Here is a 21,558-nt window from a genome sequence, read left to right as displayed (position 1 = left end):
CGCAGGCCAACATCAACCCGCTGGCGCACTACCTGAAGTTCGGCATCTACGAAGGCCGCCAGGCATTCGGTGACAGCATCATCGGGTAAGGGCTGACAAGATCGTTGTATGACAGGGTGGGGCTCCAAACTGAGATCCCCGCCCTGTCGCCATTTACGCTCATGCGAAAGCAGGGGCTGAGGGGTGATGCCGTTTTTCCGCCCTGTTGGATAGCCTGCTTTACTCATCCAAATCCGCAGTTTCTTGGCTCCTCTGCTTCGCACGCCCGTGCATGTTGCGCTTGTCAACCGGGGGCAAGCTGACCGGAGTTTGTTCGATCCTACCGGCTGCCTTTCACAAACCGCAGCCCTTCCGCGAAACCGGTGCCCCGGTGTGCTGGATCATCGGCCGTATGGTATTGGCCGCCCCGCGATGATTATCCCGTGTTTTGACAAAGCCGTAGGCCGCATGCATCGGGCCGATGGTCCCCAAGTCATCCGCTCCACCCAACTCCAGCACCCAAATGTGCTTGGCAATCCAGCGCTCCCGGACGCCATCACTGGAATGCTGACACACACAGCGCCCAGTGGTTCGTTTCCACCCCCACAACCTGCACCGCGGCATCAGCTTCCATCACGGCGTCGGGCCGCATCCTCCCGCTCCACAAACGGCATGAGCGCTCACTCCTGTGATCGGATAGGGAAAGAGAACCGCATTAAGCCGAGGCACGGCTGGGCGCGCCCTGAGAAGTTCACGGGAGATCTCAGCACCATACCGGAGACCGTCCTGATCCCCGCCGGAGGTGCGACAACGGTGGCGATGGCCCCATCCCTGCTGCCGGATCTCACGAGAACCGGACACCCGATCTGACAACCTCGCGGAAAGGTCACCTGCGTAGGCTGCTTAAGGGGGCCTTGGCCGGCAGATGAGTTCTCCGGCCAAATGCCTGCTGACACTCTACCAGCCTGGGCCGGCATCACCCGCGTGCCCCGGGCTTCTGCAAAGGATATGGTTCGATGACGCACACCGCCGGTTCTCGCTCCGCGAAGACGCGCCGATCGTCGCGGCGGTCCAAGCCTGACCATCTTCTGGTTCATCCTGTCCACCTTGGCTCCCTCTTTGCCAAGCGTCCTCTGGCCTGGGGCGAGGACGAGGCCGAGTACGATGATCTGTTGTCCAGGGTCACAGTGGCCCTCAAGCCCACCGACGTCATCGAAGCCATGTGGGTCAAGGACATTACGGACCTCACATGGGAGACCCAGCGCTTGCGGCGGCTCAAGGTTACCCTTCTGACCCGGGGCGCTCAAGACGCGCTGGAGGAGCAACTGCAAGCCATCCCGGAAGCGGACGTGATCGACGGAGTCAAATACAGCCTACCGTCTCTCGTGGCTTGCTATGCTCGCGGCCTTCACCAAGCCGTCACTCACATCGACGGACTCCTCGCCAAACATGGACTGGATGCAGACGAAATGACAGCGCGGGCCTTTGCATTCCACATGGACGCGATCGAGCGTATCGAACGCATGATCGCGGGGATCGACGCGCGCCGCAGTCGGGGGATCAGTGACCTCGAGCGGTACCGGGAGGGAGGTGGGCGGCGCTCCCGGATGATCGCTGATGACGTCATCGACGTCAGCTAAGCGCCCTTTGTCGCTACAGTCGGGCAGCATGTCTTCGCCGCGAAAAATGTCCGCCAACCGGGCCAACGCCCAGCGCAGCACCGGGCCGCGCTCTGCCACAGGCAAGGCCCAGTCCCGTCTCAATGCCTGGAAGCATGGCCTTGCCATTCCCGTCTCAGCCAGCCCGGAATGGTCATGCGAGGTGGCACGTTTGGCACGCCTCATCGCCGGTGAGACAGAGAACAATCCCGGCATCCTTGACGCAGCCGCTCGCGTGGCTGAGGCATCCATCAGTGTGATCAGGGTCCGGCAGATGAAGGCCACTTTCTTCGACATTCTGTTCCGCAACATGAGCGTGGTAGAGTGCGGGATCGAAATGTTTGGAAAGAGTCTTGACCGGCTGGATCGGTACGAGCGCCGGGCGCTGTCCCAGCGCCGTACAGCGATCCGCGCCCTGAATGAGGTACGAGCCGCTGTGCGGAATGATCCCTCACGTTAGGCCCGGCGCATGAGGCTTTCGACGAGCAAGAGGCTTCCCTTGAACTTTGAGCAGTATAGTATGTACACAGATGTATATACGGAGATCAGGGATGGCGACCGCAAAGGTTTTCCGGTCCGGCAACAGTCAAGCCGTCAGACTGCCCAAGCAGTTTCGGCTGACGAGCGACAAGGTCGAGATCTATCGGCGGGGCGACGAAATTGTCCTGCGGGAGAAACCCAAAAGTTTGGCCCGTGCGTTCGAGCTGCTGTGTGATCTTCCGGATATCGAGCGCGAGGATGGCCCACCGCAGGAGCGCGAAGGCCTCTGATGGCTCAACCCCGTCACCTCCTCGACACCAACATCTGCATCTACATCCGCCGGGAGCGGCCGCAAGCTGTCATGGAGCGGTTCAAGATACTGCCTCCCGGCTCGACGGCGATTTCAGTCATAACCTACGGGGAGCTGGCCCATGGGGTTCGGAAAAGCCTAGATCCCCACAGAGCCATGATGATCTTGGAAGAGCTGATAGCGCTGATCCCGGTCATGCCGATGGCCGTTGATGTGGCCGAGACCTATGGAGCCATCCGATCCGATCTGGCCGCTCGCGGCGAACTGATTGGCAACAACGATCTCTGGATCGCCGCCCATGCCAAGCGCCTCAAGATGATCCTGGTTACCAACAACGAGAACGAGTTTCAGCGGGTGGATGGCCTCACAATCGAAAACTGGGCCAAGGGATAAATGCTCTTGGTTGGGCCTGGGATTGCCGCTGCGCTCGTGGGATTGCGGCGGGCGCACTTGTCGATGAGGCGGAGAGTTACTTCCGTGGCACGACGGTACCGTCGACCTTCTTCTTCCAGCGGCTCTGTCTACCGCAGGGGAGGGGGCGTTTGGTCTTCGCAGCGCCCAGATGGCGGATCTTCTGCCGTTTGGCTTTGGCGGAACGATGATGGTCGTTGCGTGTCTTGGCAGCTGCACACGTTTCGTGCGCAGGGCCCATGTTGTCGGGCTCGTCCGCGCCTCCCAATTCCAGCGCCCGAATGTGCTCGATGATCCAGCGTTCCCGGACACCATCAATGCGCCGATCACACAGGACGCAGATCCCTTTAGCCCTTTCCCAAATGGCAAGGCGCACCCGTGGCGAGAGCCGAGACCTTCGGGTCGTCCCAAGTTCTGATGGTTCAACAAGAGGCATGCCCCCGACCCTCAGTCGCTGATGGCATCAGGAGGGGCTTTGTCCACCGCCGGTGCAGACGCGCTGTCCTTCCGCTCTTCGGCTCGAGGGCTAGTGCTGCCATCAATCTCATACGGAACGAGCCGAACCCGCAGCCCGATTGAGGCGACGGTGAGCCCTGGGAGGTCATGAGGGGCGGACAGCAACTCGCCCTTGAGGGTCTGGCTTCCAGAGGGGGCACCGCACGGCTGACGAGCCTGAACTGTTTCGCCGTCTTGGCCGCGGTCCGACGTGACCGAAGGCAGGTTACGTGACGGCGAAGCGTCAACAAGGGCAAGCACGCGGTCTGCGCGGCGGACGAGAGCCGCCGTCATGACGGGATCCAGTCCGAATCGCTGATTGAGCGGATCCCGTAGCAGCAGCGCAAGCTCCCGGATCAGGCGGATCAGGAGATCGCAATCACGGCATGTACGCAGAGCCGCTTCCTCGGCGGCGTTGCTGTCACGGGCGATCAGAGCCTCAACAACGGCGCGAGCCGAGTGGATGGCATAACGGAGGTCAGCATGTAGATATAAGGGATGAGTGGATCGATCTCGATCATCAGTCATGCGAAGAACTCCCAAACAGTAAACTAACGATATAACGTTAATTTGCGTTAGGTCAACTTCTGTTGGAGTGAAAGGTTCCCTTGAACCGTTGGGTGCTTCTGCCTTTCAGCCTCTGGGTGTCTGATCTCGTAATCCCACGCCGAGAAATCGCAGATCATTTTTGGCAGAACGAAGCCAAATACCTCCGTCGTGGTTGATCCACGGACGCCACATGCTGCAATGCCTCAACCCACCCGACCTTTTCCCCGTTTCGGGTGTTGTGCCTCCTGTGACACCGGCGGGAGGATCGGAGAGGCATGGCGACCAATGGGGATATTCTGGACTGCCTGATCGTCGGCGGTGGGCCGGCGGGGCTGACGACGGCGTTGTATCTGGCCCGCTTCAAGCGCCGGTTTGCGGTGGTTGACAGCGGGACGCCCCGGGCGGCCTGGATCCCGACGAGCCATAACATCCCCATGTTCGCAGAAGGGATTTCCGGCAAGGACATCCTGGCCCGGGCCCGGACCAATCTCGAGCAGTACGGGTTCGCGATCCAGGCCGGGCGGATCACAGGCTTGAGCAAGCAGCCCGACCGTTTCATCGCGGTGGTGGAAGGGAATGACGGATCCACCAGTCAGATCGCCGCGCGCCGGGTGGTGCTCGCCACGGGAGCGGTTGACATCGAGCCCGACCTGCCGGACGTTCCCAATGCGGTCCAGCGCGGCCTCGTCCGCTATTGCCCGATCTGCGACGGCTACGAGTCCCGCGACCAGAAGATCGCCGTCATTGCCTTCGGTGCCCACGGCATAGGGGAGGCAGTCTTCATCGCCCGCACCTATTCGCGGGATGTGACGCTCCTGACCTTGGGGCAGCGTCTGGAGCTCGACCCGGAGCAGCAGGGGAGGCTCGACGAGCACGGGATTAAGGTGGTCGAAGCCCCGGTCGAGGCACTCGCCATGGAGAACGACCGGATCTCCGCTGTAAACGTGGCCGGCAAGGAGCACCGCTTCGACGTGCTTTATTCGGCGCTCGGCCTCAAGTACCGCTCGGACCTCGCCATCGCCTTGGGCGCCGAGCACGACCCGACGGGCAGCCTGATCGTCGACAGCCATTGCCAGACCACTGTCAAAGGCCTCTACGCGGCCGGTGACATCGTGCGGGGGCTCGACCAGATCGTCGTCGGCATGGGCCATGCGGCCTTCGCCGCCGCCCACATTCACAACCATTGCGAACTGCCCACCGAGGACGAGCCCGGCGGCACGTAAGCGCCGACCTTAAGTGAGCGCCTTCGCCAGGAGCGACAGGCTGACATCCATGCGATAATCGACGGAGGAGTGGTCGTCGTGGAATTCCTCATAGGTATGGGGGATGCCCGCGGCCTCAAGCTTCCGGCGCATGATCCGCGAGCCGTAGACCATGTTGTACTGGTCGATGTCGCCGCAATCGATGTAGAAGGCCTTCAACTTGCGCAGGTTCGCCTGCTGCTGCGCGTCGTCCACCATCCGCAACGGATCCCAGCGAAGCCAGTTGGCCCAGCGCTCCTCGATGATCTCGCAGGTCTCGAGATCCACCGGCAGGCGGATGCCGTAGAACTGGCTCGGGTCGGGATCGAAGCTCGCCGCCTGGGCAAGCAGCATCAGGGTGTGCCAGTCCTTGTCCTTCGCCTTGGGCCCCGTTTCGAACTTGCGCATGAAGGCCTCGATGGACATGCCATGATCCACCAGATGGCGGAGCGCTCCGGCGAACTCGCCCAGGTGATAAAGGTACTCGAAACCCACATCCCCCGAGTGCGAGGCGGCCGCCGACCACACCGAGCCGCCATGGCGGAGCGCATGCACCATGCTGCCATAGCCGCCCGAACTCTTGCCGAACACGCCACGGCGCCCGTCTCCGCCGCACCCGAAGCGCCCCTCGACGAAGGGCAGCATCTCGCGGATCAGGAAGGTCTCCCAGAGCCCCATGGCGGCGCTGTCGACATATTGGTTGCCGCCAAGGCGTGTGAAGCAGTCGGGGAAGGCCACCACGACCGGCGGCATGGCGCCGGTGCCGATCAGCCGGTCGAGTCGCTCAGGGACATTCTCGCCGTAGTTCTTCCAGTTGGTATGCGCAGGCCCCCCGGCCGTGTAGCCGACGAGGTCAACGAGGAGGGGAAGATCGCGGCCATCGTGGCCGGCCGGCACATAAACATCGACCCGGCGCCGGGAGGGATCACCGAGCAGGTTGTCTTTCAGGCAATCGCTCTCGATCCAGAGGCCGTGCACCGTTCCTGCCGGTACATCATGGTTCTTGCGCATCCTGATCCCTCGTGAGGCTTATTGTCCGAGATTTGCCCGTTGAAACGGCACTTGTCCAGGATCTGGGGCATCGCGCCGGTTAATAAGTCCTTACCGCACCTAGCCATTCCACAGGAGCTAAGTCTACGGTGCAGCCCCAGGTGTCAGACATTGATGTCATACTTGGGGGTGCAAAAATGAGCGATGGTTTCCTGCCGCGGTGGAGCCTGAAGACCGAAGGGCTCGTCATGCCGGACGAGCGGCTGCCGACCGGCCAGATGGTGGTGGTCGGCCTGCAGCATGTGGTGGCCATGTTCGGCGCGACCGTGCTGGCCCCGATCCTGATGGGCTTCGATCCGAACGTCTCGATCCTGTTCTCGGGCATCGCGACGCTGATCTTCTTCTTCGTGGTCGGCGGCCGAGTGCCGAGCTACCTCGGCTCGAGCTTCGCCTTCATCGGTCCCGTCCTCGTCGCCACCGGCGCGAGTGTCGGCAGCCCCAATCCCAACATTCCCCTTGCGCTCGGCGGCATCATCGCGGCCGGCGCGCTCTACTTCCTCATCGGCCTCGTGGTGCAGCTGGCGGGACACCGCTGGATCGAGCGCCTGATGCCGCCGGTGGTCACGGGTGCCATCGTGGCCGCTATCGGCCTCGTGCTCGCGCCGATTGCGATCAACAGCGCCTCCGGCATCACTCCCGATAACCAGAACGGCAGCGACTTCGCCCGGTGGATTGCGCTTGCTACCGTCGTGGCGGTCGGTCTCATGGCGGTTTACGCGCCGGGCATATGGCGCCGCCTGCCGGTGCTGATCGGCGGCGTGCTCGGCTACCTGATCTACTTCATCTGCGCGAACCTGCTGGGACTCGGCCAAGCGATCGATTTCTCGAAGATCGGCGCGGCAGCTTGGTTCGGCCTGCCGTCCTTCCAGAGTCCCGTTTTCGACATGCGCGCCATGAGCCTGATCGCCCCGGTGGCCGTGATCCTGGTGGCTGAGAACCTCGGGCACATCAAGGCCATCGGCGCCATGACGGGCCGCAACCTCGACCCGTATCTCGGCCGGGCCTTCATGGGCGACGGTGTCGCCACCATGTTGTCGGGTGCGGCCGGCGGCACGGGCATGACCACTTATGCCGAGAACATGGGCGTGATGGCCGTGACCCGCATCTATTCCACCCTGGTCTTCCTCATCGCCGCGGCCTTCGCGCTGCTGCTCGGTCTTTCGCCCAAGTTCGGCGCCTTCATCGGTACGATCCCCGGGCCCGTGCTCGGCGGCCTCTCCATCGTGGTGTTCGGCCTCATTGCCGCGACGGCCGGGCGGATCTGGGTAGAGAACAGGGTCGATTTCTCGAACCCGCGCAACCTGATCACGGTCGCGGTGGCGTTGGTTCTGGGCGCCGGCAACTTCAAGCTGAACGTGGCAGGCTTCACCCTCGACGGCATCGGGACGGCAACCTTCGGGGCCATCATCCTGTACCATCTCCTGAACATGGCATCGGGCACGGCAGACCGCACCGAGACCGTGCACTAGCATTCGGCTTTCCCAGGAACACGCTTTTCGAGCCCGCGTTGAGCTTCAACGCGGGCTTCTTCGTATGGTCCGGCCTTTCCACGAGGGTCGCCAGGAGGCTCGCATCCTCTTCGCACAAGGGATGTCAGCATGAGCTCCGACCAGAAACAGACCCTGCCGCCTCAGGTTCAGGACCAGCAGCCCGGCCACGAGACCGAGATGAACCCGCGGCCCGATTACGACCCGCGTTACCCGGGCAGCAACCGGCTGCAGGGCAAGGTCGCCCTCATCACCGGCGGCGACAGCGGCATCGGGCGCGCGACGGCCGTTCTGTTCGCCCGCGAGGGCGCCGATCTCGCGATCATGTATCTGAACGAGAACGAAGACGCGCAGGAGACGAAGCGTCTTGTGGAGAGGGAAGGGCGCTCCTGCCTGACGATTGCAGGCGATGTGGGCGATCCCGGCTTCTGCCGCTCGGCGGTGGATCAGGTGATCCAGCGCTTCGGCAAGCTCGACGTGCTGGTCAACAACGCGGCCGAGCAGCACCCGAAAAAGGAGATTGAGGAGATCACGCCCGAGCAGATCGACCGCACCTTCCGCACCAACATCTTCGGCTACTTCTACATGGTGCAGGCGGCCATGCCCCACCTCAAGAAGGGTGCTGCGATCATCAACACCACGTCGGTCACCGCCTATCGCGGCAGCTCCGAGCTTCTCGACTACAGCGCCACCAAGGGGGCTATCGTGGCCTTCACGCGGTCATTGGCGCAGAAGCTCGCGGGCGAGGGCATTCGCGTGAACGGCGTGGCGCCGGGACCGATCTGGACGCCGCTGATCCCTTCGACCTTCCCGGCCGAAAAGGTGAAGCAGTTCGGTGCCAACACGCCCATGAAGCGCCCTGGCCAGCCGAACGAGGTGGCGCCGTCCTACCTGTTCCTGGCGTCCGAGGATTCCTCTTACATCACAGGTTCGGTTTTGCACCCGAACGGCGGTGATCCCACAGAGGCCTGAAACAAGAAGGGCGGCTCAAAGGAGCCGCCTAATTCCTTGGGGTGCTGGGCAGGAGATCAGCGTCTGCGGCGCACGCGCACCGGAACCGGGCTTTGCGCAGGCGTCATCAGAACGAAGAGCAGCATGACCGCCGAGAGGGAGCCGCCGATCAGAAACAGCACTTCCGCGATCTCAACTTGGGAAGCCATCCCGGTGATCGCAGCAAAGGCAGTAACAACTGCAAAGATGAAAAGTGCGCGAAGGGCAACCGAACGATTCATTGGTCATCTCTCCCAAGTGTTCTTGAAAACGTGCTGGGGTAAGTCGGGTTCCATGCGAATAAAAGCCTGAAAGATTACTTTTGAACGACTGATGAACAGGTCCAAGAATTTGCAGAAGGCGGAACCTTACAGTCGCGCTTGGCGTTGTTTGAACATCGTCGGCTTACAGTCGATTGTCATGTTTAGCGAGGTAACACCATGCTCGGTTGGGCAGTCACTTTTCTCATCATCGCTCTCGTCGCAGCCCTGTTCGGCTTCGGCGGCATCGCCGGCACCGCCGTCGAAATCGCGAAGCTGATTTTCTTCGTTGCGATCGTGCTCTTCGCCATCTCCGCCGTCATCGGCCTGCTGCGCGGACGCAGCCCGATGTGATGCCGCTACGGCATACCTGACATCGAACGCCGCCCTCGAAGGGCGGCGTTTGTCATTCAGGACATTGTGGAGTTTCCTGCGTCAGCCCTGCAGAGCCGCTCGTGTCATGCTGTCAGGGCCAAGATCATCGATATCGTCGACATTCAGAAGCAAAGCGAGGCGCTGGCGTGCCCGGTTGACGCGGCTCTTGATGGTGCCGACGGCACAGCCGCAGATGTTTGCGGCTTCCTCATAGGAAAAGCCCGATGCTCCCACCAGCAGAAGGGCTTCGCGCTGGTCGGAAGGAAGCTGGGAGAGGGCGCTGCGGAAATCCTCGAAATCCAGATGGGAGCCTTGCTCGGGCTGAGCCTTCAGCCGTCCGGCATAGGATCCGTCGGGATCCTCGACCTCGCGGCGCCGCTTTCTGTATTCGGAGTGGAAGAGATTGCGCAGGATGGTGAAGAGCCAGGCATTCAGGTTCGTGCCGGGTTCGAACCGATGCAGGTTGGAGAGGGCTCGCAGGAGCGTATCCTGGACGAGGTCATCAGCTCTGTCGACCTGGCCTGAAAGTGAGATCGCAAAGGCGCGGAGGCTGGGGACCGCCGCGAGAAGAGCCTCCCGTAACTCGGGCTCCGGCTCAAGGGTCATTGAGACCCACCCTTTTGCCCGCTCTTGTCCAACTGGTCGAGCAGATCCCTGAAACGATCCGGAACGGGCTGCTGCATGAGCTCGTCGTACATGGCGCGGAGTTGGTCGCCGATCCGTTTCTGGCTGCCGCTGTCAAGTTTAGGATCGGTTGCAAGCTTTTCGCCGGAGCCATTGTCGAGACTGGCCCGAGCGAGCTTGTTCCCCTTATCAACCGTCATATTAGTCCCCTTGCCACCCCTCATTTGTCCGGGGTAGCCAACCTTGGCAGTATCCATATATTCGTTTTCGAGCAATAACGCTCATTGCTGCGCCCGGTTCCCAAGCTGCGGAACTTTTGCAGCTTTGCCGCGTTGAACGAACCATCGGTACAACGAGTCAAAAGCACAGTTAAGGGGAAGCGAATGTCGACAGCCCAGCTTGTCGTCCAGCACTTACCATACCTTCGTCGCTACGCGCGCGCTCTCACAGGCAGCCAGATGGCTGGGGACGCCTATGTGGCTGCCACTCTTGAGACGCTCGTGAGCGAGCCTGAGACCATCGGCCCTTCCGGAAACGTGAAGGTCGAGCTCTTCCAGGTGTTCACGCGGATCTGGAATTCTCTGTCGGTGAACGGCCGGAGCGAGCAGATCCAGCGCGACCTGCCGGCCGAGGTTCGGCTCGGGCAGATCACACCTCTTCCCCGTCAGGCTTTCCTTCTCTCCTGCCTTGAAGGCTTCGGAGAAGAGGAGGTCGGCCAGATCCTCGATGTCGACACGCGGACCGTGCGTGACCTCGTCGACGAAGCGGGCCGCGAGCTTGCGGCCGACATGGCCACCGACATCCTCATCATCGAGGATGAGCCTCTGATCGCCATGGACCTCGAGGCCCTCGTCGAAGGCTTGGGGCACAACGTCACCGGCGTCGCCCGTACGCGGACGGAGGCCGTCAAGCTGGCCGCCGCCAAGCAGCCCGGGCTGATCCTCGCGGACATCCAGCTGGCGGACGGAAGCTCCGGTCTCGATGCGGTGAACGACCTCCTTAAATCCTTCGAGGTCCCGGTCATCTTCATCACGGCCTATCCGGAGCGGTTCCTCACGGGCGAGCGCCCTGAGCCGGCCTTCCTGATCGCCAAGCCGTTCCAGCCCGCGAATGTGTCTGCGGTCATCAGCCAGGCGCTGTTCTTCCAGCAGAGCGCCCGTCGGCGCGAGGCTCGCGCGGCGACGGCATAAGACCAAACGGATACCAGCCCGAATAGTAATAGCCCGGCTTAAAGGCCGGGCTATTCTTTTGTGCTGATGTATTGGGCGCAAAAAAAGACGGGCTCTAAAGCCCGTCTAAGGTGCCGGCCAATGCACAAGGGGAATGCGGGGAGGACCAGGAGGCCGGTACCTTAAGAACGTCCTACCGAAAACAAAGGTTCCAGGCTTTTTATCCCTCTTTTTATTCTCCTCTCCTACGTAAGGATGCAGGAACATCAAAGATGTGGTCGCGTTGAAATTTGAAACGCTGAGGTTGAAGAGCAGGAGAGAGGGATGTTCCGTATCCCTGTGGCACTCGTAGGACTGGCTGGAATTTTCTTCGTTGCCGGAAGCTTCGTTCCCGCATCCTTTAACATATCGCATCAGGCCCAATCCGAAGTTCTGGTTGATGCTGGGCTGCCCCAGCGCTTGAACACTCCCGCCAAGGGAGACCGCATGATGGCCCCCGTTCCGAGCGCTAATCCAGCAAGCGTGTCGATCGTCGAGCTCGTGGGTGTTGCACAGGCGACGGTGATCCTGCGCGACCGGGACGGGAAGGTGCTCTACAAGTCCGACCCTCACGCAGGCACCACCATCTACGCCCGGGATACGGATCTGCCGGTGGTCACTCTTAAGGAAAACGTGCAGACGCCCGCAATCCAGCATCCCGTCAGCCGACGGGAGGGCAATGAGGCTCCCAGCGAGCAGAAGCAGAAGACGCGCAAGCCCGTCGGCTGCTTCGGCGATGTCAGTCCCCTGGCTAAGGCCAGCGCCGACCGGATGCCGAGCCTCTGCTTGGCGCTGCTCCAGCAGTCTCTGTCCTGACCGGCTCGGGCGAGCGAGGCCCACGCTTACAGAACGCAACCAAGAGCATTCATGAGACAGGCGCTGCAGCGACCAGGATCCTCATGCCGGATCTTGGCCGGTCCGCGCAGGAACCAATTCTCCCGGCAACGGTTTTTATTATCGGACCCGACGTTGCTGCTTCTCACGAGAGACGGCAAAGAAGCTTTTGTTATCTCAAAAATATTGAGAAGTATTCACATTGTGTTGGAATGTTAAACGGGCCATTCACATTGCCTTGAATAAGACAATGTTCGGAACGGTTGCTCAGGCTGAGCGTTTAACCCTCGCGCACTTTGGCGCTTAACGCGATTTAATGTACCCTCAGGAGAAATAAGCAATGCTGAAGAAGCATATGGCAGCTTGCCTTGTAGTGACGGCTTTCGCGGCTGCGCCCGCCCTTGCACAGACCTCCACCACTCCCTCGGCTCCGACCGATCGTCCGGCCGCCTCGGGCACCGGCACCACCACGACCGGCTCCCCGGCCATGCAGCCCGGCGCCTCTGGTTCTTCGTCGACGATGAGCCAGTCCTCGTCCACCATGAGCCAGAGCGGCGGCATGCAGGGTCAGTTCATGACCAAGATGGAAGCCAATCAGATGATGGCGTCCGATCTGATCGGCACCCGCGTGATTGGCGCCAACAACGAGTCGATCGGTGACATCAACGATGTGATCATGGACCGTAACGGCCAGATCATGGCGGCCGTGGTCGGCGTCGGCGGCTTCCTGGGCATCGGTGAGAAGGATGTGGCCGTTCCGTTCAATGCGCTCGAGTTCATGAACGCCCAGCAGGCCCAGGCCATGAACAACAACAACGCTGGCAGCAACAACAACGTGGCGACCACGGGCTCCACGACGGGCACGACCACCACGACGGGCAACACCGCCACTACGGGTGCAGGCACGGCCGGCACTTCCAACATGACGGCCAGTAACACTTCGAGCAACCAGAACCAGCCTGAGCGCGTGGTTCTGCGCATGACGAAGGATCAGCTTCAGGCTGCTCCGGCGTTCGACGATGACGGCGACAACGCCAACAACTCGAGCACCGGCTCCGCCAGCCCGGCGGGCACCACGACGGCTCCGAAGCAGTAATCTTTCACTCGGTTGAGAGACGATGCGGCGCCTGGGGAAATCCAGGCGCCGTTTTCATGCCTGCAGAAAGCCAGGGGGCGTTGAGCAAAATAAAAGGCGCAGCCAATGGCTGCGCCTCAAAGGTGCCAGTCCAAGGGGGCATTCGGACCGGTTATGGACATAACAACGAGCAGACACCTCGGTTCCGCAAGACAGCAAAAAATTTCCGCCGTCCACTCAGCCTGTACCGCCGCCGCCTCCGGACTTGTTGACGCACAAGGAACCGGGAGTCCGAGGCATACGTTGCCGTTTCAAGGACGATGCGGAGGACATCATGACTGCGACGAATGAGCTGGATGCCGTCTTGTGCCAGGAGGAGTTGCCGGACGAGTTTTCCCGGCTGACCTCGAGTTCCTCCGCCAGGGATAAGCCATCCGTGGCGTCCATGCTCAGTGGCATCATCCCGGTCTATCACCAGGATGAGGTGACCTGCCCCCTGATGCTGAGGCGGCATCTTGTCGTTCCGGCTTGGCCCCATGTCCTGCCGACCGGAGGAAGCCCCGGGCTCTGAATGATCGGCACTTCAAGGTTTTCTGTTTATGGTTGACGCCCTGTCATATCCGTCCGCAACCAACCCGGTAGCGATTTTACTCCATCCGAGCACCGTGCCGGTCATCGACGTGTTCCGTTCCCTGAACCGTCTCGAGGACCAGTATGATCTGGCCATGCTCGATGGTCCCGAGCAGGCGCTGGCAACCTATACCCAGCCTGAGACCGCGAAGGGGATCGTCTCGGACGCGCTTCTTCTGGCCTTTGCCATGACGCGGCAGCGTGGGCGCCCGTTCGTCCACAGGCCGGTCGGATCCAGGTATGGAAGCCTGGACGAATACTGCCTTTTGACGCTGATTGGAGCCTCGCGCGACCATGCGTCGGGGGTGGCCCTCGAGGCAGCCCGCTATCTGGAGATTGTCTCGCTCGACTTCATGTCTGCTCTAGCAGGCGATTTGGTTCGGCAGATCGATCTCGGGGCCGTTGCGTTCGAGGTCCCGAGCCTTCCCGAGTTCCGGGCCATCATGGGTCTCGGAGCGGCCGAGGAGGTTCTGGTGGAGGCCGCCCTGACCCGTGCCGAGTTCAACTTCCGGCACCAGTAATCATTCAACTGAATACAGCACCAAAAAAGTAAAGGGGCCGCTGAGCGGCCCCTTTGGTTGTTGCAATCGGCGAAACGATTATTCCTGATTGCCGCGGGTATTGCCCGAGGCCTGACCGCCTTTGCGGCCGGCTTCCGAGGCGAGTTCGCGATCCTGCGAGAAGGACCGCTTCTCGGCGGGAACGCTCTTGCCGCCCTTGCTGGCGATTTCACGCTGCCGGTCGGAATCCATCGACGCGAAGCCACGCTTCGAGGTCGAACCACCTGCCATTTATGCCTCCTAATCGAGTGGTGTTCGTGCATCATCAACCGCTCGCGGATTCGATGGTTCCGGTTGGGAAGGGTCAACCTTTGCAAAAAATTTTACGAAATTATTCAGCTCCTACGAATTGTTGTGCTTCGCGCAAATGTTTGCGTGAGCGAAACAAGGCAACATCTTGTTTGTAGGAATAAGAGCCAAGAAGGTACTTACCTCGATACAGGAGGTGAAGGGCATCTATATTTGCCAATAGACGAGTCTTGAAGAGAAAGTCATGGAGAGCTGAATATTCAGGCGACGATCTCGATTCGAATTCAAGGCATACGGGAACTGACGATTGCACGGGGTGAGAAGGTGGAGATCCGGCCGCCTACGCCCGTATAAGGAACAGAGCGCGGCGACCGAGCGCTCCGGGAGAAATGGTGAAGCATGGAAGACAGGATGACTTACGACGACAACAACGTGTTCGCAAAAATCCTTCGCGGCGAGCTGCCGTGCCACAAGGTCTATGAGACGGACCGGATCCTGGCCTTCATGGATGTCATGCCCCGCGGCGACGGGCATGTGCTGGTGATCCCCAAGGCGAAGGCGCGCAATCTTCTCGACATCGATCCGGACGATCTCGCGGAACTCGCAAAGGCCGTGCAGGTCGTCGGCAAGGCGACCAAGGCTGCATTTTCGGCCGATGGCCTGACGATCCAGCAGTTCAATGAGAGCGCAGGCGGGCAGGTGGTGTTCCATATCCACTTCCACGTCATCCCCCGGTTCGAGGGCGTGGCACTGAAGCCCCATACTGGCCAAATGGAAAAGCCGGAGGTCCTGGCGGGAATGGCCGACAAGATCCGGGCTGCGCTGCCGGACGCGTGATCGGCCGGCTCCGCTGATCACTCCCCACGTCATCACCGGCCTTGTGCCGGTGATCTCGATCTGTGAGGCGCTGCGCTTGCCTGATCGGGATGGCCGGTACGAGGCTGGTGATAACGTGGAGGATTCACGCCTCTGAATCAGTCCGTCCAGTCGAGGGAGCGGGACACGGCCTTGTTCCAGAGGGCGTTCAGGCGCTCGCGGCGGGAGGCGTCCATGGCGGGCGTCCAGCGCTTGTCCACGGCCCAGTTCTGCACCAGCTCGTCCGTCCCGCTCCAGAAGCCCGTCGCCAGACCGGCCGCATAGGCGGCGCCGAGAGCCGTGGTCTCGATCACCTTCGGGCGCACCACCGGCACATCGAGGATGTCCGCCTGGAACTGCATCAGCAGCTCATTGACCACCATGCCCCCGTCCGTGCGCAGCTCCGTGGCGGTGATGCCGGCGTCCTTGGTCATGGCGTCCAGCACCTCGCGGGTCTGGAAGGCCGTCGCCTCCAGCGCTGCACGGGCGATGTGCGCCTTGGTGGCGTAGCGCGTCAGGCCGCCGATGAGCCCGCGGGCATGCGAGTTCCAATGCGGTGCATAGAGGCCGGAGAAGGCCGGCACGATGGTGACGCCGCCATTGTCCTCGACGCTGCGGGCGAGGGTCTCGATATCGGAGCTCTTCTCGATCATGCCGAGATTGTCGCGAAGCCACTGCACCAGGGCGCCGGCAATCGCGATGGAGCCCTCCAGGGCATAGACAGCCTTTCCCTGGCCGAAACGGTAGCCCACCGTGGTGAGGAGGCCGCATTTGGACGGGTAGGGGGTCTCGCCGGTGTTCATCAGCATGAAGCAGCCGGTGCCGTAGGTGTTCTTGGCCTCGCCTTGTTCAAAGCAGGCCTGTCCCACGAGCGCCGCCTGCTGGTCGCCGAGAATGCCGGCAATCGGCACGCCGGCGAGATTGTCGGTGGCCTCGCCATACACTTCGCTCGACGAGCGGATCTGCGGCAGGCAGGCGCGCGGGATGTTGAAGGGGCTCAGGATCTCCTCGTCCCAGTCGAGAGTCCGCAGATTCATGAGCTGCGTGCGGCTGGCATTGGTCACATCGGTGATGTGGCAGCCGCCATTGACGCCGCCGGTCAGGTTCCAGACCAGCCAGGTGTCGATATTGCCGAACAGCACATCGCCGGTCGCGGCCTTCTCCCGGGCGCCGGGCACGTTGTCGAGGAGCCAGCGCAGCTTGAGGCCGGAGAAGTAGCTCGCCAGCGGCAGGCCCGTCTTGTCGCGCAGGCGATCGTGGCCCCCATCCTTCGCGAACTCCTCGACGATCGGATCGACGCGGGTGTCCTGCCAGACGAGGGCATTGTGGAGGGGCTTGCCGGTGCGCCTGTCCCAGATCAGCGTCGTCTCGCGCTGGTTGGTGATGCCGATGGCTGCGAGGTCCTGCGGCTTGAGGCCTTTCTTCGCCAGGGCTTCCTGGATCACGGCTTGCGTGTTGCGCCAGATCTCGAGCGCATCGTGCTCCACATAGCCGGGCCTGGGGTAGATCTGCTCGTGCTCCTTCTGCCCGACCGAGACGATGCTCCCGGCCTTGTTGAACACGATGAAACGCGAGCTGGTCGTGCCCTGATCGATGGCACCGACGTATTGAGCCATGACTATCCCCGAATTTTTGCCCCGAATTTATTGAGCCGCGACGGCTGCCGCTTTTGTCCTGGCCAAATAGGCATCGATCTTGGCCGGAGCGTCAACCGGCACATGCAGCCCGAGCTTGGAGCGGCGCCAGAGGATGTCCTCGGCGGTGCGCGCCCATTCGCGGCGCACCAAGTAGTCGACTTCCGCGGCGGTGAGCCCGGCGCCGAAATCCTCGCCGAGATCGGCCATGGACTTGGCGGAGCCCAAAAGCTCCTCGATCCGCGTGCCGTAGGCTCGGGAGAGACGGTGGGCGATCTGTTCGGGCAGGAAGGGCCAGCGCTGGCGCACGGTGGCGAAGAAACGGTCGAAATCCGCATCCGGCATGTCGCCGCCGGGCATCTTGGCCTTCTCGGTCCATGAGGGCTTCATGTTCGGGAAGTAGGATTTCAGCTCGTCGAGGGCGTGTTCCGAGAGCTTGCGGAACGTGGTGATCTTGCCGCCGAAGATCGACAGCACCGGTGCCTGACCCGGCGGTCCGTCCATGTCGAACACGTAGTCGCGGGTGACTGCCGAAGCGTTGCTCGATCCGTCGTCGAAGAGCGGACGCACGCCGGAATAAGTCCACACCACTTCGGCCGGGGTGACCTCGCGCTTGAAGAAGTGGTTCACCACATTGCAGAGATACTGGATCTCGTCCTGCGTGATCTCGACCTTCTTGTCCGGCACCGATTCAACCGGGATGTCGGTGGTGCCGATGAGGGTGAACTTCTCCTGATACGGAATCGCAAAGACGATCCGCTTGTCCGTGTTCTGGAGAATGAACGCTTCCTTGGTGTCGAAGAGCTTCGGCACCACGATGTGGCTGCCCTTCACGAGGCGCACGTTCTTGGTGGTGTTCAGCCCAAGCTTGGCATTGAGCACGTCGGCCACAAAGGGGCCGCCCGCATTGACGATCACCTTTGCGCGAACCTCCTCGGTTTCGCCGGTCTCCACGTTCTGGAGGGTGGCGACCCAGGTCTGCCCGGCGCGCCGGGCAGTGGTGAGCTTGGTGCGCACCCGAATGTCCGCGCCCTTCTCGAAAGCGTCGATGGCGTTGAGGGCCACCATGCGGCTGTCCTCGACCCAACAATCGGAATAGACGAAGGCGGTGTCGAAGCCGGGCTTGAGGGCTTGGCCGGCGGGATGCCGGGTGAGGTTGATACCCTCCGTGCCGGGCAGCTTCTTGCGGGGAGCGAGGTGGTCGTACATGAACAGGCCCAGGCGCACGAACCAGGCCGGGCGGATGCCCTTCTCATGCGGCAGGATAAAGCGCAGGGGCCAGATGATATGCGGGGCGGATTCCAGAAGCCGCTCCCGTTCGAACAGGGCCTCGCGGACCAGCCGGAATTCGTAATACTCGAGGTAGCGCAGGCCGCCGTGGATCAGCTTCGTGGAGGCTGAGGAGGTGTAGCCGGCGAGGTCGCCCTGCTCGCAGAGCACCACCGAGAGGCCCCGGCCCACCGCATCGCGCGCGATGCCTGCGCCGTTGATGCCGCCGCCTACAATCAGAAGATCGGTCACTGTCGTCACGGAATGCGTCTTTCCTTCATGCCGGGCTGTCCCGGTGCCCTGCACATGGTTTCTTTAGCCGCCTAAGGCAAGACAATTCTTGAACTTGTTCAAGGCTCCTTCGCCAAGGCCAAGTTTAGCATGAAAGCCACCAGGGAACACACGGCCATGACCAAGCATAGGATCAGGACGGCGTCGTAATTACCCCACCACGCCCAGAGCGTCCCGAAGGCAAAGGGCGCGATGGCCATGGTGATCCGGACCGGCATGGCGATCATGCCCTGGATGGCTCCGTAGTCCTCGCGTCCGAATAGCTCTGGCGGAAGCAGAGCCCGCACGATTGTCAGCATCCCATTGGAGGCGCCATAAAGCCCCGCGAAGACGAGGATCAGCCAGGACCCGGCCGGAATGAACGGCAGGAGCAGGAAGCCGAGGGCGCTCAGGCCCATGGTCACGACCCCGATTCCCCGCAGACTCATGGCTCGCTCCCCAAAGCCAGTGAGGAACCGCGCAGCCACCTGGGCCGGCCCGATCACCGCGTATGCGGCGACAGCCGCCTCGATGGAAAATCCCCGCTCGAGGAGGATCGGGATCAGGTGGACGGGAATTCCAACCGAGATGATCCCCTGGAGGACGCTGGTGATCACGAAGAGCCAGAAGGCGGGCTTGGCGAGAACACGGCGTGGGTTCGAGGCGGAGGGAAGACTTGAGCGGCTTTCGCCGGTATGCCTCGCCTTTGCGGGGGCGGCCGGGATGCCGAAGGCATGCAGCGCGGCGCCGATCCCGATATTCAGGGCCGCCATCACGAGGATCGTATCGCGCCAGCCGTAGCGGTCGATGAGCACGTGCAGGAGCGGGATGAACACCGTGCTGGCGAACCCGGCCACCAGGGTGATGATGGTGATGCCCCGGCGGGCCAGGAGGCCGAGGTTCAAGGCCAAAACGGCAAAGCCCGCCTCGTAGAAGAGGGCGCTCGTGGCAGCCCCCAGGCCGAGCCAGATCAGGACGAAGATCGGGTAACTGTCCGTATAGGCCCAGAGGACGAGGAGGAGGGCGGCCAGCACCGAGCCTCCGGTCATCACCGCCCGCCCGTAGCCCTGGTCGATCAGCCGTCCGACCGGCACGGCGAAGAAGGCAGAGGAGATGAGGGCGAGCGAGAAGGCGGCGGTGAGCGCCGTCTTCGACCATCCGAGATCCCGCTCCATCGGCTCGATCAGGAGCGCAAAGGCATAGAACAGCGTCCCGTAGGAGATCAGATGCGTGATCGACAGCGCCGAGACGATGCGCCAGGGCATGGATCCGGGAGGTGACATTCTTGCTTTATGTCAGGCCTTGAGGTTGACGGATAGGTTTTTACCCCCCATATGCACAGCAGGCGACGGCGCTTGGCATCCAAGCCGCTTGAGCGGGACTGCGTGACGGATATTCGCATGAGCGATGACCCCGGTCCCCTTCTTCAATCGCTCCATCATAAAACGGCCCCATCACGCGGGCTGTTTCCCAAAGAGCCCTGAAGCGCCTTTGCTTTATGAAGCCGACCTGCTTTCCGGCTCACTGTATCCGTTCGAAAGATACCTCCTTTGACACTCTTCACTGATTTCGGGTTGGCCCAGCCGATCCTGAAGGCCCTGACGGCCGAGGGCTATGAGAAGCCCACGCCGATCCAGGCCCAGACTATTCCATATGCCATGGAAGGCCGTGACGTCTGCGGCATCGCCCAGACGGGCACCGGCAAGACAGCCGCCTTCGCGCTGCCGATCCTGCATCGCCTGTCCGAGAGTCCGAAGCCGCGCCGGGCCAAGAGCCCCCGCGTGCTGGTGCTCAGCCCGACCCGTGAGCTGGCGAGCCAGATCGCCGACAGCTTCAAGGCCTATGGCCGCAATCTCAGGCTCAGCACCGAGGTGGTGTTCGGCGGCGTCACCATCTCCCGCCAGGAGAAGGCGCTGATGAACGGCGTCGACGTGCTCGTCGCCACGCCGGGCCGCCTGATCGACCTCATCGACCGCAGGGCGTTGTCCTTGCGCGAGATCGAGATCCTCGTCCTCGACGAGGCCGATCAGATGCTCGATCTCGGGTTCATCCATGCGTTGAAGCGCATCGTGACCCTGCTGCCGAACGAGCGCCAGAGCCTGTTCTTCTCGGCCACCATGCCGAAGACGATCTCGACGCTCGCCGAGTCCTTCCTGCGCAATCCGGCTCATGTGGCCGTCACCCCCGTGGCGACCACCGCTGAGCGCGTGGAGCAGAGCGTGATCTTCGTGCAGACCGGCCGCAAGCAGGTTCTGCTCGAGACGCTCCTGCGCGATCCGACCATTGATCGCGTGCTCGTCTTCACCCGCACCAAGCACGGCGCGGACAAGGTGGTGCGCGGCCTCGACAAGGCGGGCATCGCGGGCGCCGCCATTCACGGCAACAAGTCACAGCCGCAGCGCGAGCGTGCGCTGGCGGGCTTCCGTGACGGCTCGTGCCGTGTGCTGGTGGCCACCGACATCGCGGCCCGCGGCATCGACGTTGAGGGCGTGTCTCACGTGATCAACTATGACCTGCCGAACGTGCCGGAGTCTTATGTCCACCGCATCGGCCGCACGGCCCGCGCGGGCGCCACGGGTTCTGCCATCTCGTTCTGCAATGACGAGGAAAAGGCGTACCTGAAGGACATCGAGAAGCTGACCCGCCTCAAGGTGCCGGTCATGCCGTTGCCTGAGGGCCTTCCGGCCGGTTCCGCCCCGTCGGAATCGTCCGAGCCGCGCCGCGAGCAGCGCAATGGTCAGCCGCAGCGGGGCCGTCCGGCTCCTCATGCCCGCGGGCATCAGGGCCATGGCCAGCCGCGCAGCGCCGATCCGAACGCCGACCGGGGGCCGAAGCGCCGTCGCGGTCGCGGTGGGAAGCCTGCGGGCAACGGCCAGCCGCAGGGCGGCCAGCCTGGTGGCAACCAGCAGCGTCCCGCACAGGGACAGCGTCCGGCCCAGGGCCAAAGGCCTGCGCAGGGTCAACGCCCCGCACAGGCAAAGCCTGCAGCAGCCCGCCAGGATGGGCGCCGCGGAGACGGTGCCCAGGTGGCCTGGCTCGAAAAGAGCCCCCGCCGTCGCTAAGAC

General features: G+C 62.4%; 26 protein-coding genes. 15 read left to right on the top strand and 11 right to left on the bottom strand.

Going from position 1 to position 21,558, the window contains the following annotated elements:
• The coding region (locus tag JQC81_RS32745) for a hypothetical protein (protein ID WP_210347109.1) at positions 1–227 on the bottom strand (227 nt) is incomplete at its 3' end.
• A 768-nt stretch (positions 228–995) separates the two neighbouring features.
• Between JQC81_RS32745 and JQC81_RS08585 the strand changes: the two genes are divergently transcribed.
• The 4 genes from JQC81_RS08585 to vapC all read left to right on the top strand — a co-directional run bounded on the left by JQC81_RS08585 (position 996) and on the right by vapC (position 2,820).
• Positions 996–1,619 (top strand): hypothetical protein, encoded by a 624-nt coding sequence (locus tag JQC81_RS08585; protein ID WP_203271388.1) that lies wholly within the window; start codon positions 996–998, stop codon positions 1,617–1,619.
• A 46-nt stretch (positions 1,620–1,665) separates the two neighbouring features.
• A complete protein-coding gene (locus JQC81_RS08580; protein ID WP_203271387.1) occupies positions 1,666–2,097 on the top strand; it encodes a hypothetical protein in 432 nt (143 codons plus the stop codon).
• Between the two features lie 91 nt (positions 2,098–2,188).
• Positions 2,189–2,407, top strand: a complete 219-nt coding sequence (locus tag JQC81_RS08575) for an antitoxin (protein WP_203271386.1) — start codon at positions 2,189–2,191, stop codon at positions 2,405–2,407.
• Positions 2,407–2,820 (top strand): type II toxin-antitoxin system tRNA(fMet)-specific endonuclease VapC, encoded by a 414-nt coding sequence (gene vapC, locus JQC81_RS08570; RefSeq protein ID WP_203271385.1) that lies wholly within the window; start codon positions 2,407–2,409, stop codon positions 2,818–2,820. The genes JQC81_RS08575 and vapC overlap by 1 nt, the downstream gene beginning before the upstream one ends.
• 76 nt (positions 2,821–2,896) lie before the next feature.
• Here the strand turns inward: vapC and JQC81_RS34295 are convergent, their stop codons facing one another.
• Together JQC81_RS34295 and JQC81_RS08560 are read right to left on the bottom strand one after the other, a co-directional pair.
• Positions 2,897–3,274: an HNH endonuclease signature motif containing protein gene (locus JQC81_RS34295; protein WP_376772381.1), complete on the bottom strand. Its 378-nt coding sequence runs from the start codon at positions 3,272–3,274 to the stop codon at positions 2,897–2,899.
• A gap of 11 nt (positions 3,275–3,285) precedes the next feature.
• Positions 3,286–3,861, bottom strand: coding sequence for a hypothetical protein (locus tag JQC81_RS08560; RefSeq protein WP_203271383.1), 576 nt, complete (start codon positions 3,859–3,861; stop codon positions 3,286–3,288).
• Between the two features lie 296 nt (positions 3,862–4,157).
• On the opposite strand from JQC81_RS08560, the gene JQC81_RS08555 reads away from it, so the two are divergent.
• The gene (locus tag JQC81_RS08555) at positions 4,158–5,105 is read left to right on the top strand and encodes an NAD(P)/FAD-dependent oxidoreductase (RefSeq protein WP_203271382.1); all 948 of its coding nucleotides are present in this window, start codon (positions 4,158–4,160) and stop codon (positions 5,103–5,105) included.
• Between the two features lie 9 nt (positions 5,106–5,114).
• On the opposite strand, the gene JQC81_RS08550 is transcribed toward JQC81_RS08555, so the two are convergent.
• The gene (locus JQC81_RS08550; RefSeq protein WP_203271381.1) at positions 5,115–6,134 is read right to left on the bottom strand and encodes an alpha/beta hydrolase; all 1,020 of its coding nucleotides are present in this window, start codon (positions 6,132–6,134) and stop codon (positions 5,115–5,117) included.
• A gap of 176 nt (positions 6,135–6,310) precedes the next feature.
• Between JQC81_RS08550 and JQC81_RS08545 the strand changes: the two genes are divergently transcribed.
• Positions 6,311–7,642, top strand: coding sequence for a solute carrier family 23 protein (locus tag JQC81_RS08545; protein ID WP_203271380.1), 1,332 nt, complete (start codon positions 6,311–6,313; stop codon positions 7,640–7,642).
• A gap of 129 nt (positions 7,643–7,771) precedes the next feature.
• On the top strand, positions 7,772–8,632 hold the full coding sequence (locus JQC81_RS08540; protein WP_203271379.1) for an SDR family oxidoreductase: 861 nt from the start codon (positions 7,772–7,774) through the stop codon (positions 8,630–8,632).
• A gap of 56 nt (positions 8,633–8,688) precedes the next feature.
• Here JQC81_RS08540 and JQC81_RS08535 read toward each other — a convergent pair whose 3' ends face one another.
• Complete coding sequence (locus tag JQC81_RS08535) at positions 8,689–8,892, bottom strand: hypothetical protein (RefSeq protein WP_203271378.1); 204 nt, start codon at positions 8,890–8,892, stop codon at positions 8,689–8,691.
• Positions 8,893–9,090: 198 nt separating this feature from the next.
• Between JQC81_RS08535 and JQC81_RS08530 the strand changes: the two genes are divergently transcribed.
• Positions 9,091–9,264 (top strand): DUF1328 domain-containing protein, encoded by a 174-nt coding sequence (locus JQC81_RS08530; protein ID WP_009494036.1) that lies wholly within the window; start codon positions 9,091–9,093, stop codon positions 9,262–9,264.
• An 81-nt stretch (positions 9,265–9,345) separates the two neighbouring features.
• Here the strand turns inward: JQC81_RS08530 and JQC81_RS08525 are convergent, their stop codons facing one another.
• Both JQC81_RS08525 and JQC81_RS08520 read right to left on the bottom strand, forming a co-directional pair.
• Positions 9,346–9,891, bottom strand: a complete 546-nt coding sequence (locus JQC81_RS08525) for a sigma-70 family RNA polymerase sigma factor (protein ID WP_203271377.1) — start codon at positions 9,889–9,891, stop codon at positions 9,346–9,348.
• On the bottom strand, positions 9,888–10,184 hold the full coding sequence (locus JQC81_RS08520) for a NepR family anti-sigma factor (protein ID WP_246520309.1): 297 nt from the start codon (positions 10,182–10,184) through the stop codon (positions 9,888–9,890). The genes JQC81_RS08525 and JQC81_RS08520 overlap by 4 nt, the downstream gene beginning before the upstream one ends.
• 108 nt (positions 10,185–10,292) lie before the next feature.
• On the opposite strand from JQC81_RS08520, the gene JQC81_RS08515 reads away from it, so the two are divergent.
• The 5 genes from JQC81_RS08515 to JQC81_RS08495 all read left to right on the top strand — a co-directional run bounded on the left by JQC81_RS08515 (position 10,293) and on the right by JQC81_RS08495 (position 14,177).
• Positions 10,293–11,099 (top strand): response regulator, encoded by an 807-nt coding sequence (locus JQC81_RS08515; RefSeq protein ID WP_036347878.1) that lies wholly within the window; start codon positions 10,293–10,295, stop codon positions 11,097–11,099.
• Between the two features lie 303 nt (positions 11,100–11,402).
• A complete protein-coding gene (locus JQC81_RS08510) occupies positions 11,403–11,933 on the top strand; it encodes a hypothetical protein (protein ID WP_203271376.1) in 531 nt (176 codons plus the stop codon).
• A gap of 358 nt (positions 11,934–12,291) precedes the next feature.
• Entirely contained in the window at positions 12,292–13,047 is a 756-nt protein-coding gene (locus JQC81_RS08505) for a PRC-barrel domain-containing protein (RefSeq protein ID WP_203271375.1), read from the top strand.
• A 313-nt stretch (positions 13,048–13,360) separates the two neighbouring features.
• Complete coding sequence (locus JQC81_RS08500) at positions 13,361–13,597, top strand: hypothetical protein (protein WP_203271374.1); 237 nt, start codon at positions 13,361–13,363, stop codon at positions 13,595–13,597.
• Positions 13,598–13,625: 28 nt separating this feature from the next.
• Positions 13,626–14,177, top strand: coding sequence for a hypothetical protein (locus JQC81_RS08495; protein ID WP_203271373.1), 552 nt, complete (start codon positions 13,626–13,628; stop codon positions 14,175–14,177).
• Positions 14,178–14,255: 78 nt separating this feature from the next.
• On the opposite strand, the gene JQC81_RS08490 is transcribed toward JQC81_RS08495, so the two are convergent.
• A complete protein-coding gene (locus JQC81_RS08490; RefSeq protein WP_009494027.1) occupies positions 14,256–14,447 on the bottom strand; it encodes a con-10 family general stress protein in 192 nt (63 codons plus the stop codon).
• Between the two features lie 429 nt (positions 14,448–14,876).
• Here JQC81_RS08490 and JQC81_RS08485 point away from each other — a divergent pair, with 429 nt between their 5' ends.
• Positions 14,877–15,302 carry an HIT family protein gene (locus JQC81_RS08485; protein WP_203271372.1) on the top strand — a complete coding sequence of 142 codons (426 nt, stop codon included), beginning with the start codon at positions 14,877–14,879 and terminating at the stop codon, positions 15,300–15,302.
• Positions 15,303–15,439: 137 nt separating this feature from the next.
• On the opposite strand, the gene glpK is transcribed toward JQC81_RS08485, so the two are convergent.
• From glpK to JQC81_RS08470, 3 genes are all read right to left on the bottom strand, one after another.
• Positions 15,440–16,936 carry a glycerol kinase GlpK gene (gene glpK / locus JQC81_RS08480; protein WP_203271371.1) on the bottom strand — a complete coding sequence of 499 codons (1,497 nt, stop codon included), beginning with the start codon at positions 16,934–16,936 and terminating at the stop codon, positions 15,440–15,442.
• 27 nt (positions 16,937–16,963) lie between these two features.
• On the bottom strand, positions 16,964–18,484 hold the full coding sequence (gene glpD, locus JQC81_RS08475) for a glycerol-3-phosphate dehydrogenase (RefSeq protein WP_203271370.1): 1,521 nt from the start codon (positions 18,482–18,484) through the stop codon (positions 16,964–16,966).
• A gap of 89 nt (positions 18,485–18,573) precedes the next feature.
• Positions 18,574–19,776: an MFS transporter gene (locus JQC81_RS08470; RefSeq protein WP_203271369.1), complete on the bottom strand. Its 1,203-nt coding sequence runs from the start codon at positions 19,774–19,776 to the stop codon at positions 18,574–18,576.
• Between the two features lie 267 nt (positions 19,777–20,043).
• Here JQC81_RS08470 and JQC81_RS08465 point away from each other — a divergent pair, with 267 nt between their 5' ends.
• Positions 20,044–21,555 (top strand): DEAD/DEAH box helicase, encoded by a 1,512-nt coding sequence (locus JQC81_RS08465; protein WP_203271368.1) that lies wholly within the window; start codon positions 20,044–20,046, stop codon positions 21,553–21,555.
• Positions 21,556–21,558 lie beyond the last annotated feature (3 nt).

It is taken from the genome of Microvirga arabica, from assembly GCF_016811235.1.
Lineage (GTDB): Bacteria > Pseudomonadota > Alphaproteobacteria > Rhizobiales > Beijerinckiaceae > Microvirga > Microvirga arabica.
Note: the sequence above shows the minus strand (reverse complement) of the source record. Positions and strands in the feature narration are given on the sequence as shown.

Bases quoted from the DNA above. Each gene is read 5' to 3' on its own strand.
- JQC81_RS08530 (WP_009494036.1), top strand. From the start codon at position 9,091: ATGCTCGGTTGGGCAGTCACTTTTCTCATCATCGCTCTCGTCGCAGCC.
- JQC81_RS08555 (WP_203271382.1), top strand. From the start codon at position 4,158: ATGGCGACCAATGGGGATATTCTGGACTGCCTGATCGTCGGCGGTGGG.
- JQC81_RS08490 (WP_009494027.1), bottom strand. From the start codon at position 14,447: ATGGCAGGTGGTTCGACCTCGAAGCGTGGCTTCGCGTCGATGGATTCC.
- JQC81_RS08550 (WP_203271381.1), bottom strand. From the start codon at position 6,134: ATGCGCAAGAACCATGATGTACCGGCAGGAACGGTGCACGGCCTCTGG.
- JQC81_RS08540 (WP_203271379.1), top strand. From the start codon at position 7,772: ATGAGCTCCGACCAGAAACAGACCCTGCCGCCTCAGGTTCAGGACCAG.
- JQC81_RS08575 (WP_203271386.1), top strand. From the start codon at position 2,189: ATGGCGACCGCAAAGGTTTTCCGGTCCGGCAACAGTCAAGCCGTCAGA.
- JQC81_RS08510 (WP_203271376.1), top strand. From the start codon at position 11,403: ATGTTCCGTATCCCTGTGGCACTCGTAGGACTGGCTGGAATTTTCTTC.
- JQC81_RS08580 (WP_203271387.1), top strand. From the start codon at position 1,666: ATGTCCGCCAACCGGGCCAACGCCCAGCGCAGCACCGGGCCGCGCTCT.
- JQC81_RS08585 (WP_203271388.1), top strand. From the start codon at position 996: ATGACGCACACCGCCGGTTCTCGCTCCGCGAAGACGCGCCGATCGTCG.
- JQC81_RS08525 (WP_203271377.1), bottom strand. From the start codon at position 9,891: ATGACCCTTGAGCCGGAGCCCGAGTTACGGGAGGCTCTTCTCGCGGCG.
- JQC81_RS08535 (WP_203271378.1), bottom strand. From the start codon at position 8,892: ATGAATCGTTCGGTTGCCCTTCGCGCACTTTTCATCTTTGCAGTTGTT.
- JQC81_RS08470 (WP_203271369.1), bottom strand. From the start codon at position 19,776: ATGTCACCTCCCGGATCCATGCCCTGGCGCATCGTCTCGGCGCTGTCG.
- JQC81_RS08505 (WP_203271375.1), top strand. From the start codon at position 12,292: ATGCTGAAGAAGCATATGGCAGCTTGCCTTGTAGTGACGGCTTTCGCG.
- JQC81_RS34295 (WP_376772381.1), bottom strand. From the start codon at position 3,274: ATGCCTCTTGTTGAACCATCAGAACTTGGGACGACCCGAAGGTCTCGG.
- glpK (WP_203271371.1), bottom strand. From the start codon at position 16,936: ATGGCTCAATACGTCGGTGCCATCGATCAGGGCACGACCAGCTCGCGT.
- JQC81_RS08515 (WP_036347878.1), top strand. From the start codon at position 10,293: ATGTCGACAGCCCAGCTTGTCGTCCAGCACTTACCATACCTTCGTCGC.
- vapC (WP_203271385.1), top strand. From the start codon at position 2,407: ATGGCTCAACCCCGTCACCTCCTCGACACCAACATCTGCATCTACATC.
- JQC81_RS08560 (WP_203271383.1), bottom strand. From the start codon at position 3,861: ATGACTGATGATCGAGATCGATCCACTCATCCCTTATATCTACATGCT.
- JQC81_RS08495 (WP_203271373.1), top strand. From the start codon at position 13,626: ATGGTTGACGCCCTGTCATATCCGTCCGCAACCAACCCGGTAGCGATT.
- JQC81_RS08545 (WP_203271380.1), top strand. From the start codon at position 6,311: ATGAGCGATGGTTTCCTGCCGCGGTGGAGCCTGAAGACCGAAGGGCTC.
- JQC81_RS08500 (WP_203271374.1), top strand. From the start codon at position 13,361: ATGACTGCGACGAATGAGCTGGATGCCGTCTTGTGCCAGGAGGAGTTG.
- JQC81_RS08485 (WP_203271372.1), top strand. From the start codon at position 14,877: ATGACTTACGACGACAACAACGTGTTCGCAAAAATCCTTCGCGGCGAG.